Origin of the sequence: Pseudomonas sp. NFACC24-1, assembly GCF_900115235.1 — a bacterium.
Classification (GTDB): domain Bacteria; phylum Pseudomonadota; class Gammaproteobacteria; order Pseudomonadales; family Pseudomonadaceae; genus Aquipseudomonas; species Aquipseudomonas fluorescens_AA.
In genome coordinates, this window is record NZ_FOVS01000001.1 from 355,323 (window position 1) to 373,972 (window position 18,650).

At 62.2% G+C, this 18,650-nt stretch carries 16 protein-coding genes; 8 read left to right on the forward strand and 8 right to left on the reverse strand.

What is annotated here, in order from left to right:
- Nucleotide 1: 1 nt before the first annotated feature.
- Complete coding sequence (locus BM317_RS01705; protein ID WP_092472865.1) at nt 2-739, reverse strand: helix-turn-helix domain-containing protein; 738 nt, start codon at nt 737-739, stop codon at nt 2-4.
- A 245-nt stretch (nt 740-984) separates the two neighbouring features.
- Between BM317_RS01705 and BM317_RS01710 the strand changes: the two genes are divergently transcribed.
- The 8 genes from BM317_RS01710 to cobA all read left to right on the forward strand — a co-directional run bounded on the left by BM317_RS01710 (nt 985) and on the right by cobA (nt 12,806).
- Entirely contained in the window at nt 985-2,196 is a 1,212-nt protein-coding gene (locus tag BM317_RS01710; protein WP_092166744.1) for a CmpA/NrtA family ABC transporter substrate-binding protein, read from the forward strand.
- 14 nt (nt 2,197-2,210) lie between these two features.
- Complete coding sequence (locus BM317_RS01715; RefSeq protein ID WP_060738484.1) at nt 2,211-2,786, forward strand: ANTAR domain-containing response regulator; 576 nt, start codon at nt 2,211-2,213, stop codon at nt 2,784-2,786.
- 450 nt (nt 2,787-3,236) lie between these two features.
- Nucleotides 3,237-4,448 (forward strand): nitrate/nitrite transporter, encoded by a 1,212-nt coding sequence (locus BM317_RS01725; RefSeq protein WP_092166748.1) that lies wholly within the window; start codon nt 3,237-3,239, stop codon nt 4,446-4,448.
- Nucleotides 4,449-4,457: 9 nt separating this feature from the next.
- Complete coding sequence (locus BM317_RS01730; RefSeq protein WP_092472869.1) at nt 4,458-6,128, forward strand: bifunctional protein-serine/threonine kinase/phosphatase; 1,671 nt, start codon at nt 4,458-4,460, stop codon at nt 6,126-6,128.
- Nucleotides 6,129-6,555: 427 nt separating this feature from the next.
- Nucleotides 6,556-9,009 (forward strand): nitrite reductase large subunit NirB, encoded by a 2,454-nt coding sequence (nirB, locus tag BM317_RS01735; RefSeq protein WP_092472871.1) that lies wholly within the window; start codon nt 6,556-6,558, stop codon nt 9,007-9,009.
- Entirely contained in the window at nt 9,006-9,323 is a 318-nt protein-coding gene (gene nirD / locus BM317_RS01740) for a nitrite reductase small subunit NirD (RefSeq protein WP_018605256.1), read from the forward strand. The genes nirB and nirD overlap by 4 nt, the downstream gene beginning before the upstream one ends.
- Complete coding sequence (locus BM317_RS01745; RefSeq protein ID WP_092472873.1) at nt 9,323-12,040, forward strand: nitrate reductase; 2,718 nt, start codon at nt 9,323-9,325, stop codon at nt 12,038-12,040. The genes nirD and BM317_RS01745 overlap by 1 nt, the downstream gene beginning before the upstream one ends.
- Before the next feature lie 10 nt (nt 12,041-12,050).
- The gene (gene cobA / locus BM317_RS01750) at nt 12,051-12,806 is read left to right on the forward strand and encodes a uroporphyrinogen-III C-methyltransferase (RefSeq protein ID WP_092472875.1); all 756 of its coding nucleotides are present in this window, start codon (nt 12,051-12,053) and stop codon (nt 12,804-12,806) included.
- A 216-nt stretch (nt 12,807-13,022) separates the two neighbouring features.
- Here the strand turns inward: cobA and BM317_RS01755 are convergent, their stop codons facing one another.
- The 7 genes from BM317_RS01755 to BM317_RS01785 form a co-directional block, all read right to left on the reverse strand.
- The gene (locus BM317_RS01755; RefSeq protein WP_092166763.1) at nt 13,023-14,057 is read right to left on the reverse strand and encodes an OmpA family protein; all 1,035 of its coding nucleotides are present in this window, start codon (nt 14,055-14,057) and stop codon (nt 13,023-13,025) included.
- A gap of 107 nt (nt 14,058-14,164) precedes the next feature.
- Entirely contained in the window at nt 14,165-14,755 is a 591-nt protein-coding gene (gene sigX, locus BM317_RS01760) for an RNA polymerase sigma factor SigX (protein ID WP_003183614.1), read from the reverse strand.
- A 91-nt stretch (nt 14,756-14,846) separates the two neighbouring features.
- Nucleotides 14,847-15,671, reverse strand: a complete 825-nt coding sequence (locus BM317_RS01765; protein WP_003199523.1) for a mechanosensitive ion channel family protein — start codon at nt 15,669-15,671, stop codon at nt 14,847-14,849.
- Nucleotides 15,672-15,673: 2 nt separating this feature from the next.
- The gene (locus BM317_RS01770) at nt 15,674-15,919 is read right to left on the reverse strand and encodes a hypothetical protein (protein WP_014337331.1); all 246 of its coding nucleotides are present in this window, start codon (nt 15,917-15,919) and stop codon (nt 15,674-15,676) included.
- A 64-nt stretch (nt 15,920-15,983) separates the two neighbouring features.
- Nucleotides 15,984-16,979 (reverse strand): zinc transporter ZntB, encoded by a 996-nt coding sequence (locus BM317_RS01775; RefSeq protein ID WP_092166764.1) that lies wholly within the window; start codon nt 16,977-16,979, stop codon nt 15,984-15,986.
- 25 nt (nt 16,980-17,004) lie between these two features.
- Nucleotides 17,005-17,496 carry a ribonuclease E activity regulator RraA gene (gene rraA / locus BM317_RS01780; RefSeq protein WP_092166765.1) on the reverse strand — a complete coding sequence of 164 codons (492 nt, stop codon included), beginning with the start codon at nt 17,494-17,496 and terminating at the stop codon, nt 17,005-17,007.
- A 126-nt stretch (nt 17,497-17,622) separates the two neighbouring features.
- A complete protein-coding gene (locus BM317_RS01785; protein ID WP_092472877.1) occupies nt 17,623-18,612 on the reverse strand; it encodes an alpha/beta fold hydrolase in 990 nt (329 codons plus the stop codon).
- Between the last annotated feature and the right edge of the window lie 38 nt (nt 18,613-18,650).

The window sequence follows — 18,650 nt, forward strand, 5'->3', positions numbered from 1 at the left end:
CTCACTTGCCTGGCAGGTAGGTGATATCGGCCAGGCTGCTGGGGGTAAAACCCACCAGCTCGCGAATCTCCTTGGAGAAATGTGACGAAGAGGCAAAGCCGAACTCCAGCGCGACATCGGTCAGCGAGCCGTCTCCAAGGCTCATGTTCAGCAACGCCTGGGCCGTGCGCCAACCGCGCAAGGCCGGCTTGGCCGCGCTGCCCAGGGCCTGGTGGCAGAGCCGGCGAAAATGCGAGACCGAGACGCCATAACGCTGCGCCAGGGTGGTCAGTTTTTCACTACGGGTGCCTTGCTCCAGCAAAAACCGCACGAGCCCGTAGCTCTCGTGATGACGCAACAGGCGAGCGACAGCGTGATAGGCCTCGGTGCCGTCCATCGCTTGCCCGATGTACCAGCGTTCGAGCCGTTGGGGCGAGCGGACGGTTTCGCCGGCCACCGGCAACAAGGCCCATGGCAGCGCGTCCAGCCGTTGCCCGACATCCACCAGGGCATCGCTCATATCCAGGAACGCCTGCAGCTTGACCAGCGTCGCTTCGCACACCGGCGTGATCTGCAGCTTGCCGCCACTGAAGCGCAGGGAATCGCTCTGTACCAACACCCCCTCCCAACCGACGGGCAGGCAGTGGCTGCGGCCCAACCGCGCAGCGCTCAACTGAACCGGAGCCTGGGCCACGCGCAGGTGCAGCACGCGTTCCCCCAGATCAGGCAAGGCCGTGGCGCGAATTGATGGGTCCTGCATACCGTCTCCTTTGCGACGTGGCGTTGGAAGGAACGACAGGATGAAAGACCCGACGCCGGGAATCTTGATGGAAAGGTGATGAGGGCCGGGCTGGCATATGCCTTGCACCATTACTGTTCATCGGCGCCCATGCCGATGGCCAAATGAGTGCCAGACTGATTGAAGGGACAACGGCGGCGTCTTCGGCCCGGCTCTGGCATTTGGCTCGGACACGGCGCGTTTTTTATGTGTAAAGGTGAAGCGCGATGAATGAAGTTCCAGCCAACCCCCTGGCCTGGGTCAATGGCAGCGATGCCCCGGAAAAGAGCGCGGTCAACCTCGGTTTCATGGCCCTGAGCGACTGCGCCCCGGTGGTGGTCGCCGCCACCCAGGGCTTCGCCCAACCCTACGGCCTGACCCTGAACCTCAAGCGCCAGGCATCCTGGGCCAACCTGCGGGACAAACTGGTCAGCGGTGAAATCGATGCCGCCCACAGCCTGTATGGCCTGGTCTACGCCGTGCACCTGGGCATCGGCGGGGTCGCACCGACCGACATGGCGGTGCTGATGGGGCTTAACCAGAACGGCCAGAGCATCAACCTGTCCCATGGCTTGCAGGCCCAGGGCGTGACCAGTCCTGAGGCACTGGAACGGCACGTGCACCAAACTCGCCCGAAACTGACCTTCGCCCAGACCTTCCCCACCGGCACCCACGCCATGTGGCTCTATTACTGGCTCGCCGCCCAGGGCATCCACCCCTTGTCGGACGTCGACAGCGTGGTGGTGCCGCCGCCGCAAATGATTGCGCACCTGCAAGCCGGGCGCATCGACGGCTTTTGTGTCGGCGAACCCTGGTGCGCCAGCGCGGTGAAACAGAACCTCGGTTTTACCCTGGCAACCACCCAGACCATCTGGCCCGACCATCCGGAAAAAGTCCTGGGCTGCACCCGGGCGTTCGTCGAGCAATACCCCAATACCGCCCGGGCCTTGGTGATGGCGATCCTCGAAGCCAGCCGCTTCATCGAACAAAACAGCGAAAACCGTCGCAGCACCGCGCAACTGTTGAGTGCACCCGAATACCTCGACGCCCCGCTGGACTGCATCGAGCCCCGCTTGCTGGGGATCTACGCCGATGGCTTGGGCAACAGTTGGCAGGATCCCCACGCCATGCGCTTCCACGGCAATGGCGAGGTGAACCTGCCATACCTGTCCGACGGCATGTGGTTCATGACCCAGTTCCGTCGCTGGGGCCTGCTGCGCGAAGACCCGGATTACCTGGCCGTGGCCAAAGATGTCCAGCAGCTCAAGCTGTACCGTGAAGCCGCTGGCGCACTGGGCATCGCGTCCCCGGGCCAGGACATGCGCAGCAGCCAACTGATCGACGGCATCACCTGGGACGGCTCGGACCCGGCCGGGTACGCCCGCAGCTTCAAACTGCACGCCTTGAGCGATGCGGCTCCCCTTCTCGCCAGCCGCTGACAGGAGCCACGACCATGCTGCGTATCCTGCTGATCAACGACACCGCGAAAAAAGTCGGCCGCCTCAAGGCCGCCCTGATTGAAGCCGGCTTCGAAGTGATCGACGAATCCGGCCTGACCATAGACCTGCCGGCGCGCGTCGAAACGGTGCGTCCGGATGTGATCCTGATCGATACCGAGTCACCCGGACGCGATGTGATGGAGCAAGTGGTGCTGGTCAGTCGCGACCAACCACGACCGATCGTCATGTTTACCGACGAGCACGACCCCAATGTGATGCGCCAGGCGATCAAGTCGGGCGTCAGTGCCTACATCGTCGAAGGCATCCACGCCGCGCGCCTGCAACCGATCCTCGACGTGGCCATGGCCCGCTTCGAAAGCGACCAGGCCCTGCGCGCCCAACTCCTGGCCCGGGACCAGCAACTGGCCGAACGCAAGCGCATCGAACTGGCCAAGGGCATGCTGATGAAGATGAAGGACTGCAACGAAGAACAGGCCTACACCTTGATGCGCCGCCAGGCCATGAGCCGCCAGCAGAAGCTGATCCAGGTGGCGGAGCAGATCATTGCCATGAACGAGCTGCTCGGCTGAAAGCCTTGTAGCGCCTGGCTTGGCGCCATCGCGAGCAAGCTCGCTCCCACAAGGTTCTGTAGCCACTGAAGTTCCATTGTGGGAGCGGGCTTGCTCGCGAAAGCGGTTTACCATCCAGCATTAATGTCAACTGACCCACCGTCTTCGCGAGCAAGCCCGCTCCCACAGGTTTCAGGGCCCCTGAAAATCTACTGTGGGAGCGAGCTTGCTCGCGATAGCCCTCACGCCAATCCCTACTGTTGGCACAGATCTCGCTTAAGCAATCCCACAGGTAACCAACGGCGGTTGCCCCACCTACGACAAAGACGTCGCACACCCTCCTTGCCTCTCTGGCGATCCGGGTTGCGGCGTTTTTTGTTTTGGCTCTTCGGAGCCGGTGGTGCGACCACAGACGGCGCACTGCTCTAAGCACTGACTCATTTCTCGAGACTTTTACAGCTGAGGTGCGCGATGAATTCAAGCTTCTGGAAATCCGGCCACACCCCGACACTGTTCGCGGCCTTCCTTTATTTCGACCTGAGTTTCATGGTCTGGTACCTGCTCGGCCCACTGGCGGTGCAGATCTCCGCCGACCTGCACCTGACCACCCAACAACGCGGCCTGATGGTGGCGACGCCGATCCTGGCCGGTGCCGTACTGCGGCTGTTCATGGGCCTGCTGGCCGATCGGATTTCGCCGAAGACCGCCGGCATGGTCGGCCAGGTGATTGTGATCGGTGCGCTGTTCTGCGCCTGGAAACTGGGTATCCACAGCTACGAACAAGCCCTGCTGCTCGGCTTGTTCCTGGGCGTGGCTGGCGCGTCGTTCGCCGTGGCCCTGCCATTGGCGTCCCAGTGGTATCCGCCACAACATCAGGGCAAGGCCATGGGCATCGCTGGCGCCGGTAACTCGGGCACCGTGCTCGCGGCGTTGATCGCTCCGGTGATGGCGGTGGCCTTCGGCTGGACCAACGTGTTCGGCTTCGCGCTGATCCCCCTGGTGCTGACCCTGGTCCTCTTCGCCTGGCTGGCCAAGAACGCCCCCGAGCGGCCGAAAGCCAAATCCATGGCCGACTACCTCAAGGCCCTGGGCGATCGTGACAGCTGGTGGTTCATGTTCTTCTATAGCGTGACCTTTGGCGGTTTCATCGGCCTGGCCAGCGCCCTGCCCGGCTACTTCAACGACCAATATGGCCTGAGCCCGGTCACCGCTGGCTATTACACCGCCGCCTGCGTCTTCGGTGGCAGCCTGATGCGGCCCTTGGGCGGTGCCCTGGCGGACCGTTTCGGCGGCATCCGCACCTTGCTGGGCATGTACACCGTAGCGGCAGTCTGCATCGCGGCGGTGGGCTTCAACCTGCCAAGTTCCTATGCGGCCCTGGCCCTGTTCGTCTGCACCATGCTCGGTTTGGGGGCGGGCAACGGCGCGGTGTTCCAACTGGTGCCCCAACGCTTCCGTCGCGAAATCGGCGTGATGACCGGGCTGATCGGCATGGCCGGCGGCATCGGTGGCTTCGCCCTGGCGGCCGGCATGGGCGCGATCAAGCAGAGCACCGGCAGCTATCAACTGGCCCTGTGGATGTTCGCCAGCCTCGGTGTCCTGGCCTGGTTCGGCCTGCACGGCGTCAAGCGTCGCTGGAGAACCACTTGGGGTTCGGCCGCCGTCACCGCTGCTCGGGTATAACCTGCAACCATGAGCCTGCAATTGAGCTTCGCCGAAGCCAGTGCCATCGGCCCGCGGGAGGAAAACCAGGACGCCCTGCGCCTGGTCACCCCCGCCCCGGCCCTGGCCGCCAGCAAGGGTTACCTGTTCGCCATCGCCGACGGCGTGAGCCAATGCGCCGATGGCGGGCTCGCCGCCCGTTCGACCTTGCAGGCCCTGGCCCTGGACTACTACTCCACGCCGCAAACCTGGGGCGTGGCCCAGGCACTGGACCGGTTGCTACTGGCACAGAATCGCTGGCTGCAGGCCAACGGTGGCGGGCAACCGCTGCTCACCACCGTCAGTGCGCTGGTCCTGCGAGGCCGGCGCTTCACCCTCGCGCATGTCGGCGATTGCCGGGTCTACCGCTGGCACGCCGACCACCTGCAACGGGTCAGCGAGGATCACGTCTGGGAACAGCGGGGCATGCAACATGTGCTCAAGCGCGCTCTGGGCCTGGATCAACACCTGATCCTCGACTTTCTCGACGGTGAACTGCGCACCGACGAAACCTTCGTATTGCTCAGCGACGGCGTTTGGGCGGTCCTCGGGGACACGGCCATCGCCGGCATCCTGCGCGACCAGCCGGACCTGGACCTGGCCGCGCAGACGCTGGTCAATGCCGCGCACCTGGCCGGTAGCCAGGACAACGCCAGCGCCTTACTGGTGCGGGTCGATGCACTGGGCGAAGCCAGCATCGGCGATGCCCTGATCCAGTTGCAGCAATGGCCCCTGCCGCCTGCGCTGAAATCGGGCCAAGTCTTCGAGGGCTGGCAGATCGAAAGCCTGCTTGGCCACAGCCAGCAATCGTTGCTCTACCGGGTACATGACGGCCAAGGCCAACCCTGGCTACTGAAAACCCTGCCCGTGCAGCTACGGGACGATACCCGGGCCGGACAGGCCTTGCTCTCGGAGGAATGGTTTCTCAAGCGGGTCGCCGGGCGGCAGTTTCCCGAGGTCCATGGCGTACCCCAGCGGCAGCATTTGTACTATGTGATGCGGGAATACCCGGGTGCGACCCTGGCCGCGCTGTTCAACCAGGGCGGGCCGCTGCCCCTGGCGCAATGGCTGGACCTGGCGCAACGGCTGGTGCGGGCCGTGGGCCTGTTGCATCGAAGGCAGATCTACCACCGCGACATCAAGCCGGAAAACCTGCATCTGGGCGACGACGGGGAATTGCGCTTGCTGGACTTTGGGTTGGCGTATTGCCCGGGCCTGTCCGAAGACCAGGCCAACGTGCTGCCCGGCACCCCCAGCTACATCGCCCCGGAAGCCTTCGGCGGCACCGCGCCCACGGCGCAACAGGATTTGTATGCCGTCGGCGTGACCGTGTATTTCCTGCTGACCGGGCATTATCCCTACGGCGAGATCGAAGCCTTCCAGCGCCCGCGTTTCGGTGTGCCGGTCAGTGCCAGCCGCTATCGGCCGGACCTGCCCGAATGGCTTGGGCAAAGCCTGGAACGCGCCGTCGCGGCGGACCCGGGCCAGCGCTTTGAAACCGCCGAGGAATGGCTGTTGCTGCTGGAACAGGGCGAGCGCCGTAGCTTGAGCGTAAGGCCCAGGCCATTGCTGGAGCGCGAACCGCTGAAGGTCTGGCGGACGTTGGCGCTGGTGTCGTTGGTGGTGAATGTTGTGCTGCTGTTTTTGGTGTTTCACAGCTGAGATCCGGTCGCGCCTATCGCGAGCAAGCTCGCTCCCACAGGTTTTGCATCCACCGCAGATCCAGTGTGGGAGCGAGCTTGCTCGCGATGGAGGCCTGATCGTCCATACAACTGCTCCTGAAAGACGCTCCATTACCGGGCAACCCGCTTTGATTCGGTGCAATAAATCCCTCTTCAACTCCATTCATCCACCTGCCCCCTCAATAAACCCGCGCCTTCCAGCCACTTGGCACAACCACTGCATAACCTCTCTCACCATACATAAAGCAACGCCTCCAACGATGAAGGCGGTGCTTCCCGAGAGAACGGGACCAGGACAAAGGCGTCCTCGCTAGCTTGCTAGCGGGACGCCTTTTTTTGTTTTCGTAAAAATTGCCGAGCCAGTCCGATCGCCGTGACGAAACGGACCTGGCTTGCGGAGAACCCTGATGAAAAAACTCAAACTGGTAATGATCGGCAACGGCATGGCCGGGGTTCGAACCCTCGAGGAACTGCTCAAGCTGAGCAACGAGCTGTACGACATCACGGTGTTCGGTGCCGAGCCCCACACCAACTACAACCGCATCCTGCTCTCGCCGGTGCTGGCCGGTGAGCAGACGTTCGAAGAGATCGTGCTCAACGACCTGAGCTGGTACCTGGACAACAACATCAAGCTGCTGCTCAACCGCAAAGTGGTGGAAATCGACCGGGTCAAGCGCCGGGTCATCGCCGAAGACGGCAGCGAAGCCGAATACGACCGCCTGCTCATCGCCACCGGCTCCACCCCGTTCATCCTGCCGATTCCCGGCAACACCCTGGACGGCGTGATCGGCTACCGCGACATCGCCGACACCCAGGCAATGATCGACACCGCCAAGACCCACAAGCACGCCGTGGTCATCGGCGGCGGCCTGCTCGGCCTGGAAGCCGCCAACGGTTTGAAGCTGCGGGGCATGGACGTGACCGTGGTGCACCTGGGCGAATGGCTGCTGGAACGGCAACTGGACAAGACCAGCGGCCAACTGCTGCAGACCGCCCTGGAAAACCGGGGCCTGAAATTCCGCCTCAGCGAGCAGACCCAGGCCTTGCACGACGCCGGCAATGGCCGGGTCGGCTCGGTCCAGTTCAAGAATGGCGACATCATCCCCGCCGACCTGGTGGTGATGGCCGCCGGCATCCGCCCCAACACCGCGCTGGCGGAAAAATCCGGCATCCCGTGCAACCGTGGGATCCTGGTCAACGACACGATGCAAACCTACGACCCGCGCATCTACGCCATCGGTGAATGCGCCAACCACCGCGGCACCGCCTACGGTTTGGTCGCACCGCTGTTCGAACAGGCCAAGGTCTGCGCCAACCACCTCGCCCAACTGGGCTTCGCCACTTACAAGGGCTCGGTCACGTCGACCAAGTTGAAAGTCACCGGCATCGACCTGTTCTCCGCCGGCGACTTCATGGGCGGCGAAGGCACCGAGACCATCACCCTTTCCGACCCCATCGGTGGCGTCTACAAAAAACTGGTGATCAAGGACGACGTGCTGGTCGGTGCCTGCCTGTACGGCGATACCGCGGACGGCGGTTGGTATTTCCGCCAGATCCGTGAAAACCACGCCATCGGCGAAATCCGCGATCACCTGATGTTCGGCGAGAACGCTTTGGGCGACGTCGGCCACCAAGGCCAGGACAAGGCGATGAGCATGGCCGACAGCGCCGAAGTCTGCGGCTGCAACGGCGTGTGCAAGGGCGCCATCGTCAAGGCGATCCAGGAACACGGGCTGTTCAGCGTCGATGACGTGAAAAAACACACCAAGGCCGCCAGCTCCTGCGGTTCCTGCGCCGGCCTGGTGGAGCAGATCCTGATCAACACCGTGGGTGGCGCGGCGGACGTCAAACCGAAAAGCGAAAAAGCCATCTGCGGTTGCAGCGACCTCAACCACGGCCAGATCCGCCAGGCGATCCGCGACCAGCACCTGCTGACCATCGCCGGGGCCATGAGCTACCTGAACTGGCGCACCCCGAACGGCTGCGCCACCTGCCGCCCGGCGCTGAACTACTACCTGATCTCCACCTGGCCCGGCGAAGCCCAGGACGACCCGCAGTCGCGCCTGATCAACGAACGCGCCCACGCCAACATCCAGAAAGACGGTACCTACTCGGTCGTCCCGCGGATGTGGGGCGGCGTGACCAACCCCTCCGAGCTGCGGCGCATCGCCGACGTGGCCGACAAGTACAACGTACCCATGGTCAAGGTCACTGGCGGGCAGCGCATCGATTTGCTGGGGATCAAGAAGCAGGACCTGCCCGGCGTCTGGAAAGACCTCGACATGCCGTCCGGCCACGCCTACGGCAAATCCATCCGCACCGTGAAGACCTGCGTGGGCAGTGAGTTCTGCCGCTTCGGCACGCAGAACTCGACCCAACTGGGCATCGAGCTGGAACACGACCTGTTCAACATGTGGTCGCCCCACAAGGTGAAGCTGGCCGTCTCCGGTTGCCCACGCAACTGCTCGGAAGCCGGGATCAAGGACGTCGGCATTATCGGCGTCGACTCCGGCTGGGAGATGTACATCGGTGGCAACGGCGGGATCAAGACCGAGGTCGCCGAGTTTTTCGTCAAGCTCAAGACCGCTGAGGAAGTGCGTGAATACAACGGCGCCTTCCTGCAGCTGTACCGCGAGGAAGCCTTCTACCTCGAACGTACTGTGCACTACATGCAGCGGGTTGGCATGGAGCACATCAAGAAAGCCGTGCTGGAAGACCCCGATCGGCGCAAGGCCCTCCACGAACGCCTGAAGTTTTCCCTGTCGCTGGAGCAGGACCCTTGGAAGCAACGCCTGGAACAGCCTCAGTTGAAGAAAGAGTTCGAGGTCATCCCTGTGAAAAACCTGGAGGTGCCGGCATGAACTGGTTGGATATCTGCGCACTGGAAGAGATCAATATCCTCGGTTCGCGCATCATCAATGGCCCCAAAGGCGATATCGCGATTTTCCGCACCAGCGACGATGAAGTGTTCGCCCTGGATGACCGTTGCCCCCACAAGGGCGGCCCGCTGTCCCAAGGCTTGGTCTATGGCAAACGCGTGGCCTGCCCGCTGCACAACTGGCAGATCGACCTGGAAAGCGGCCAGGCCCAGGCCCCCGACGTGGGCTGCGCCCATCATCATTCGGCCCGGGTGGAAAACGGCCGGGTGCAGTTGGCCCTGCGGGACGCAAGCTGATGAACCGCCAGATCACTGCCTCGACCTGCTGTTACTGCGGGGTCGGTTGCGGCGTGCTGATCGAGCATGACGGCGAGCGCATCCTCGGCGTCAGCGGCGATCCTGCCCACCCGGCCAACTTCGGCAAACTGTGCAGCAAGGGGTCCACCCTGCACCTGACCGGCGACCTCGCCGCCCGCGCCCTGTACCCGGAACTGCGCCTGGGCAAAGGCCTGGCCCGGGCACGCACCGACTGGGACAGCGCCCTGGATCACGCCGCCAGTGTCTTCGCGGCGACCATCGCCGAGCACGGCCCCGACAGCGTGGCGTTCTATATCTCCGGCCAATTGCTGACCGAGGATTACTACGCCTTCAATAAACTCGCCCGGGCGCTGGTGGGCACCAACAACATCGACAGCAATTCCCGGCTGTGCATGTCCTCTGCCGTGGTGGGCTACAAGCGCAGCCTCGGCGCCGACGCCCCGCCCTGCAGCTACGAAGACCTGGAACTGAGCGACTGCGTGATGATCGTCGGCAGTAACATGGCCTACGCCCATCCCATCCTCTTTCGCCGCCTCGAAGAGGCCAAATCCCGCCGGCCGCAGATGAAAATCATCGTCATCGATCCCCGGCGCACCGACACCTGCGACCTGGCGGACCTGCACCTGGCGATCCTGCCGGGCACCGATGTCGCCTTGTTCCATGGGATTTTGCACCTGCTGCTGTGGGAAGACTGGGTCGACCGCGACTTCATCAAGGCCCATACCGAAGGTTTGGCGGACTTGAAGAACCTGGTACGCGACTACACCCCGGCGATGGTCGCCCAGTTGTGCGGCATCAGCGTCGAACAACTGCACCAGTGCGCCGAATGGGTCGGCACCTCGCCAAGCTTCCTGTCGTTGTGGTGCATGGGCCTGAACCAGTCCACCGCTGGCAGCGCCAAGAACAGCGCACTGATCAACCTGCACCTGGCCACCGGGCAAATCGGCCGGCCGGGTGCTGGGCCCTTCTCGCTGACCGGCCAACCCAATGCCATGGGCGGACGGGAAACCGGCAGCCTGTCGAACCTGTTGCCGGGCCACCGCGAAGCGGCCAACCCGGAGCACCGCGCCGACGTCGCCCGTTACTGGGGCGTCGAGCAATTGCCCGCCACCACTGGCTTGAGCGCCATCGAGCTGTTCGAGCAGGTGCGCAGCGGCAAGATCAAGGCCTTGTGGATCGCCTGCACCAACCCGGCCCAGTCGATGCCGGACCAGACAGCGGTACGCGAGGCCCTGCAAGCCTGTCCGTTCGTGGTATTGCAGGAAGCCTTCCGGACCACCGAGACCGCCGCCTTTGCCGACCTGCTGCTGCCGGCAGCCAGCTGGGGCGAGAAAGAAGGCTCGGTGACCAACTCCGAACGGCGTATTTCCCACGTCCGTCGGGCCATCGGCGCACCGGGTGAAGCACGGCCGGACTGGGCAATCACAGTGGATTTCGCACAACGCCTGGAAAAACGTCTGCGCCCAGGCCAACCCAGCCTGTTCGCCTTCGATACCCCGGCCCAACTGTTCGATGAATACAAGCAGCTGACCCGTGGCCGCGACCTGGACTTGTCCGGCATCAGCCATGCCCTGATCGACCGGCTCGGCCCTCAGCAATGGCCCTTCCCGGATGGCGCCACGGTCGGGACGACGCGTCTGTACGTGGACGGGATTTTCCCGACCGACAGTGGCCGAGCGCGTTTCGTAGCCGATCCCTATCGCGCCGCCCAGGAACTGCGTGACGCCCGCTACCCATTGACCCTCAACACGGGCCGCTTGCGTGACCAGTGGCACGGCATGAGCCGTACCGGTACCGCCGCGCAGCTGTTTGGTCATGTGAACGAAGCCGTACTCAGCCTGCATCCCGATGAACTGCAGCGGCATCGCCTGCAAACGGGCGATCTGGTCAACCTCAAGAGCCGTCGCGGCAGCGTGATCGTGGCGGTGGACAGCGACGACAGTGTGCGCCCCGGCCAAGCGTTCCTGCCCATGCACTGGGGTGATCGATTCCTCAAGGGCGGTGTGAATACCCTGACTCAACCGGCTTTCGACCCCTTGTCGAAACAACCGGAACTCAAGCACAGCGGCGTGCGCCTGGAACCGGTGAACCTGCCTTGGCAGCTTTTTGCCTTGATCGAAGGCGATGTTCAACAGCATCTGGAGGCGCTGCGTCCCCTGTGTGAGGCGTTTTCCTACGTCAGCCTGAGCCTGACCGGCCGTGAGCGTCCCGCGTTGCTGATTCGCGCTGCCAGCGCCGTCGCGCCCGAGCAGCAACTGCTCCAGGCCATCGACGAGCAATTGGACCTGATCGACGGGCCCGTGCTGGCCTATGACGACCCGCGTCGCGCCATCGGCAAACGAGTGCGCATCGAAAGCGGCCGCATCACCGCCATTCGCCTGGCCGGCGAAACCCTGGCTCGGCACTGGCTGCAGAACCTCTGGCTCGAAGGCCGTGCCGATGAACAACTGCGGCGCTGGCTGCTGGCGCCTTTGAGCGCGCCGCCGGGCAATGTCGGCGCCGCAACGGGTGGCAGCAAAACGCTGTGCAACTGCATGAACGTCAGCCAGCGTGCGATCTGCGCAGGCATTGAACGGGGCTTGGACTTGCAGGGGCTTAAACAGGAATTGGGCTGTGGCACGCAATGCGGTTCCTGCGTACCGGAAATCAAACGCCTGCTGGTTGCCACTGCGCAACCGCTGGCGGCTATCTCGTGAGGAAAACACTATGAACGCAAAAGTCTGGCTGGTGGGTGCAGGTCCCGGTGACCCTGAATTGCTGACCCTCAAAGCCGTACGCGCCTTGGGCGAGGCCGACGTGGTGTTGATTGACGACCTGGTCAATGCCGCGGTGCTGGAACACTGCCCCGCTGCGCGCATCATTGCCGTGGGCAAGCGCGGCGGCTGCCGCTCCACCCCCCAGGCCTTCATTCATCGGCTGATGCTGCGTTATGCCCGCCAGGGCAAATGCGTGGTGCGCCTCAAGGGCGGTGACCCGTGCATCTTCGGCCGTGGCGGCGAAGAGGCGCAGTGGTTGCGCGAGCATGGCGTCGAGGTGGAGCTGGTCAACGGCATCACCGCCGGCCTCGCGGGGGCGACCCAGTGCGATATTCCACTGACCCTGCGCGGGATTGCCCGGGGCGTGACCCTCGTCACGGCCCACACCCAGGACGGCAGCCACCTGAACTGGCAAGCCCTGGCCCAAAGCGGCACGACGCTGGTGGTGTACATGGGCGTGGCGAAGCTGAGCGAGATCCGCGAGCAGTTGCTGGCCGGTGGCCTGGCGGCGAACACGCCCGTGGCCATGATCGAAAACGCCTCCCTGCCCCACCAGCGTGATTGCCGCAGCGACCTGGCCTCGATGGAAGCCGATGCCTGCGCCTTCCAGCTCAAGAGCCCGGCGATCCTGGTGATTGGCGCGGTGGCCGGTGCTGCCGAACTCACCGCATCACAGCCTGCGTGGGTTCAGGCTTCGGCGCTGTAACAAACATCACCCAACCTAATGTGGGAGCGAGCTTGCTCGCGATAGCGTCGGGTCAGCAGCATCAATACTGGCTGACACACCGCTATCGCGAGCAAGCTCGCTCCCACAGGTTTTGTGTTTAACCAACTGTCTTGCGGCAACGCCCCCCTCATTTTCATAAATCCCAGGCAAAGAAAAGCCCGGCCTAGGCCGGGCTTTTCCAAAGCTGTGGGCTAATTACTTAGCTTGAGCTTCAACCTGCGCTTCTACGCGACGGTTAACTGCACGACCAGCTTCAGTGGCGTTGTCGGCAACTGGGCGGGTTTCGCCGTAGCCAACAGACTGAACGCGGGACGATTCAACACCGTACTGGTTGGTCAGAACTTGCTTAACGGCGTTTGCACGACGCTCGGACAGTTTCTGGTTGTAAGCGTCAGGACCGACGGAGTCAGTGTGACCTTCAACAGTGGTGGTGGTGGATGGGTACTGCTTCATGAAGTCAGCCAGGTTCTTGATGTCGCCGTAGCTGTTAGGCTTGACGACCGACTTGTCGAAGTCGAACTTGACGTCCAGCTCAACACGAACGACTTCGGCAACTGCTGGGCAGCCATCAGCGTCAACGGTTACGTTGGCTGGGGTGTCAGGGCACTTGTCGACGTTGTCGCACACGCCGTCGTTGTCGCTGTCGGAGCAGACTTCAGCCGGAGCTGGAACTGGAGCAGCAGCAGGCTTGGAGCCGCCACCGAAGTTCACACCGATACCGACGCTTGGCGCCCACTCGGTGTCGCCCTGGTCGATGTTGTACTGAGCTTCAACGCCGGCACGGGCGTAGAAATTCTCGGTGAAATACAGCTTGGCGCCGCCACCAACGTTGGCGAAGGTAGAACGGTTACGACCGTTGCTGCCATTCTGGTCGATGCTCTGGTCGGAGAAACCGGCCGAAACATAAGGACGCAGCATGTCGCCTGGGTTGTTGAAGTGGTACAGGGCGTCCAGAGCGGTGTTGGCGCCCTTGACGTTAGTGCCGTCGTCGGTACGTGCGTTGTGCACTTCGTCGTAGGCCAGACGCAGTTCAACGTCGTCGGTCAGAAAGTAACCAACCGAACCGCCGAACAGGTTGCCGTTGTTCTTGAAGTTACGAGCGCTGTCGAATTGTTCTTTCTTGGCGAAGCCTTCGATTTCAACTGCGCCTTGGCCTTGTGCCAGAGCGCCGAACGAAGTGGCAGCAATCAAAGAACCAATGGCAAAGCCCAAGGTGTTTTTCAGTTTCATCCGTTAAATCCCCATCTGGTGATTGTGAAGCAGTCCCGCAAACCGGGGGACAACTCGGCGGCAAGTCTATCAGAACTTGCCTACGCGTAAGAGATATTTGCGCCGAACTAAGTTTCAGCAATGCCCGCAAATTTCTCACGCAATTTGTCGAGAGCGCGCTTGTAACGCATTTTTGTCGCGCTCAAACCCATGTGCATGATGTCTGCGATCTCCTGGAATTCCAGCTCTGCGACAAATCGTAGCACCAGAATCTCCCGGTCGATCGGGTTTACATAGACCAGCCAGCGATCGAGCCCACCCTTTTCCTCGGGCTTGGGCGCCTTATCTTCCGACGCTTCCTCGAGAGGATCCAGGCTCAACGCGTCCATCAAGCGACGCTTTCGCCGTTCCTTGCGATACTGCGTGATGCATTCGTTGTACGTGATGCTGTAGAGCCAGGTCTTGAACTTCGATTTCCCCTCGAAGTTCTTCAGGCCATACAGCACCTTCAACATCACCTCCTGACAGACATCGTCAGCATCACGATCGTTCCCGAGATAACGCGCACAAACGTTAAATAAAGTTCTCTGGTAGCGACGCATCAACTCTTCATAGGCGCGTGTTACGTGGAACAGCTCCGTATGCGCGCGCGCGACCAACTCCTCATCGGAGAGATCACGGGGGTCGTAGCGCGTGGATAGCGATTGGGGTTTGTTCAAAACAAGTCGGGCCGACAGTCTAGGTCAATGTGCGCCGCAGCCTGTGCTAGCAGGCATTTCGCGGCGGCATACATTAGCAGGATTTGCCGGGTTAGCGGCTACTCACATGCTGTTCCAGCAGGATCCGATTGGAAAGCGACACCAACTCGCCCTCCTCGGTCAGCAATGTGGTTTTCACCGTGCCGATCTCCTCGATCTGGCCTTCGACCTCGCCAACACGCACTTGTTGCCCAACCTCATACAATTCACGCACATAGATTCCCGCAAGAATCTGACCGGCGATTTCCCGGCTTCCCAATCCCATTGCCAGCGCAACCGCCAGACCAACGGTAATCAATACGATCACGATCACGTGGTTGAGCAGGTCGGTCTTGACCTCCAACTGACTGATCGCCACCGAAATACTGATGATAATCACCAGGCCCTGGGCGATACGCCCCACGCCAGCGGCATAGTCCAGCCCGACGCCTTCGGCCGCACCGCGTACCAGCCCATTGGCCAGTTGTGCCAGCAGGACACCCACCAGCAACACCAGCGCGGCACCAAAAACCTTCGGCAAATACAATGCAAGCATATCGAGCGTAGCTGAAACTCGCTCAAGGCCAAGGGATTCTGCTGCGGAAACCAAAAAAATCAGCAATACGAACCAATAGACGATCTTGCCGACCAGGGTCGAGATCGGCACCTGGATGCCGCCACGGGACAGCAATTTGGTCAGGCCGGTGCCGCCCATCAGGCGATCGAGGCCCAGCTTGGCGAGCAGCTTGGACAGCAGCGTGTCCAGCAGCTTGGCCACGACAAAACCCAGCAACAGCACCACCAGCGCCCCGAAGAGGTTCGGGATGAAGTTGGCTACCTTGGTCCACAACGCAGTCATTGCCGTGACGAGGCTCTGGGTCCAGAGATCAAGTTCCATATTCAATCAGCCTTATCAGCGGTGCGAGTAACAGGTTTACGGCGGGAAACCGGCGAGACATGGGCCGATCCGTTATTCAAGGCGATCATCAGCGCGGGCAACCAGCGGCCCAGCAGGCTGAACAGATCGCCCGCGCCGACCTGGCGGTTGGCGGTTTTCAGTACACGTCCCAGGCATGCATCGTCGTCCCGGCTGGACGGCGAAGCCTTGAGCATGTCGCGCAAAGACTGTTCAAACGGATCGTGCATACGCACCTCTCGTGATGTCTGTGGAAGACGCGATCAAATTTCGTCGGGTCACATGAAACCCCTGTCATACCCAGCGCAAACGGCGGAACAACCACCACTGCCCCAGTGCCACGCAGATCATCAGCAGGCACGCGAACATAAAACCGTAGGGGCTTTCGGAAAACGGAATGCCGCCGACGTTGATACCCAAAAGGCCGGTGAGAAAACTCATTGGCAGGAAAATCCCGGTGACGATGCCGAAGCGGTACATGGTGCGGTTCATGCGTACCGAAAGGCGCCGGTCCTCGGCCTCCAGCACAAGCCCTACGCGCTCTCGAGTCAATTCCAGCTCCTCGAGGTAACGGGTCAGGCTGTTGTTCAATTCGTTCCAATAGTCGCCGTCGTCATCAAAAAACCAGGGCAGCTTGAGCCGCGTCATCTGGCCGAAAATGTCCCGCTGCGGCGCCAGGAATCGCTTGAGTCCGGCGGCCCTGCGACGGATGTGCAAAATGGCGTCGTGCTCGGGGGTATACCGTTCGTCAGTATCAAGCTTTTCTTCCTCGCCATCGACGATTTCGGACAGGCAAGTGACCAGGTCCTGCACCTTGTTGGTGAGGTATTGCGCCATATAAAGGATGAGTTCAGAGGCCGTTTTCGGCCCCTTGCCCTCGGCCAGTTGCGCCAACAGTTCATCGGTGGCGCGCAACGGACGCAGGCGCAGGGAGATCACCCGCTGGGCGGACGCGAAGATCCGGACCGACACCATGTCTTCCGGCTCGGCACCCGGGTTGAGGTTGATCCCCCGCAGGAACAGCAGCAGTTCGGCGTTGGGCAACGGCAACAAGCGCGGCCGGGTGTTCTCTTCGAGCAGCAGGTCGCAGTTGAATTCGCTCAGACCGCTGGATTTGCGCAGCCAGGTGTGGGTTTGCGGATGACTGCGATCCCAGTGCAGCCACAGGCTTTCGTGGGCCTGCAGCTGCAAATCGTCGAGTTCGGTCCGGGCTATGGAACGCGCGCCGCCTTTACCGTCCAGCACCAGGGCATGCACCAGCCCCCATTGCGCGTTTTCTTCCTCGAACATCCTCATCCCTTATGGCTGTGGCGCTTCATTCAGGCATTTTCAGCGGGCTTGGCGAAACGATCACGCCGTTGTTGTCGGCATAGACATACTCGCCCGGGCGGAACGTCACGCCGGCAAAGGTCACCGCCACATTGAGATCGCCGATGCCGCGCTTGTCGGTCTTCATCGGATGGCTGGCCAGGGCCTGGACCCCGAGGTCGGTCTGGGCGATAACGTCGACGTCGCGGATGCAACCGTAGATCACCAGCCCTTCCCAGCCATTTTTCGCGGCTTTTTCCGCCAGCATGTCCCCCAGCAGTGCCCGGCGCAGGGAACCGCCGCCGTCGACCACCAGCACCTTGCCGTTGCCCTTGAGTTCAACCTGCTCCTTGACCCGCGAGTTGTCCTCGAAGCACTTGATGGTCACGATTTCGCCGCCGAAGGAATCGCGGCCACCGAAATTGCTGAACATCGGTTCCAACACCTGCACCAGTTCCGGGTAGGCGTCGCACAGGTCGGGCGTAAGGTAATGGTTCATCGAACAACTCCTGAAAGGTTGGAACGTCAGACTGAATGAGCAACCGTTTGTGACTGGAACTGCTTGAAGCGTCATATCTTAGCCGCAAGCCGAACAGAGCGAAATGCCCTTGTCAGAGCCTTCGCCTCAAACCGCCTCGGCCAACTGGGGCTGTTCTGCCAGCAAGGGGGCCTGTTGATCCTCGAGCCAACGCGCCACCAACGGCCAGACCTCAAGGTGAGCGGCCTTGCTGACCAGCATCTCGACATGGCCGAAATCGTCAGTGAACCCCTGTCCCCGGCCCAGGCAGACAAACTGCTTGCACGCGGAGCCGATCTGATCGAAAAGTTTGCGGCAAGCCCAGGTCGGGTCCTGGTGATCACCCGCGGCACTCACCGCCAGTACAGGTAACTGGACATCGGCCAACCCGGCCCACCAGTTCTTCTCGGCATCGCCGAAACGCCCGAACAAACCGTACCAACGCATGCTTTCCAGGGCCAGGCCGATGGGCTCGTCCTCTGGGCCACGCTTGAGCCTCGAGCCGGACAATTGGGCAAAGCGCTTGAGAATGAAGCGACCGCTCCATTCCACCGGCGGAATTTTCAGCGGCCAGTAGGTGCGGCTGACCTGGGTGCCGAAAAATGCCGCCGACGCCACGGCAGGCTCGCCCAGGTAGTGGCCGCCCAAGGCTGCTGCCAGGGTAATTCCCCCCAGGGAATGACCGATCCAGTGAGGAACCTGCCCGCTCTGCTCACGCACGAAGGCGCCAATGGCCGGCAAGTCGTAGCGGGCGTAGTCGGCCACTCGATTGTGGCGATAGCCCTGGTTGCGCTGGGAGAGCCCATGGCCGCGCATCTCGGGGATCCAGACATCGAACCCCTGGCGTGCCAGGTACGCCCCCAGGCCCAGGCCCTTGGGTGAATACCAGAAGCGCCGGTTGGAAAAACTGCCGTGCAACAGGATCACCGGGACGCCGCGGGTCTGGCCGGCATCGGCCATGCCCAGCCGGGTCACGGCCAGTTCGACGCTGTAGTCCGGGCTGTTGCCGGGTTTCAAGCGATAGACATCTTCGCTCAGATCACCGCGCCGCTCGGCGCTGATCAGGGCGACAGGAAATAGATTGCTGCTGCTTTGCATAATGCTCTTGCACAAAAAAAGACGACTGTGGGAGCGAG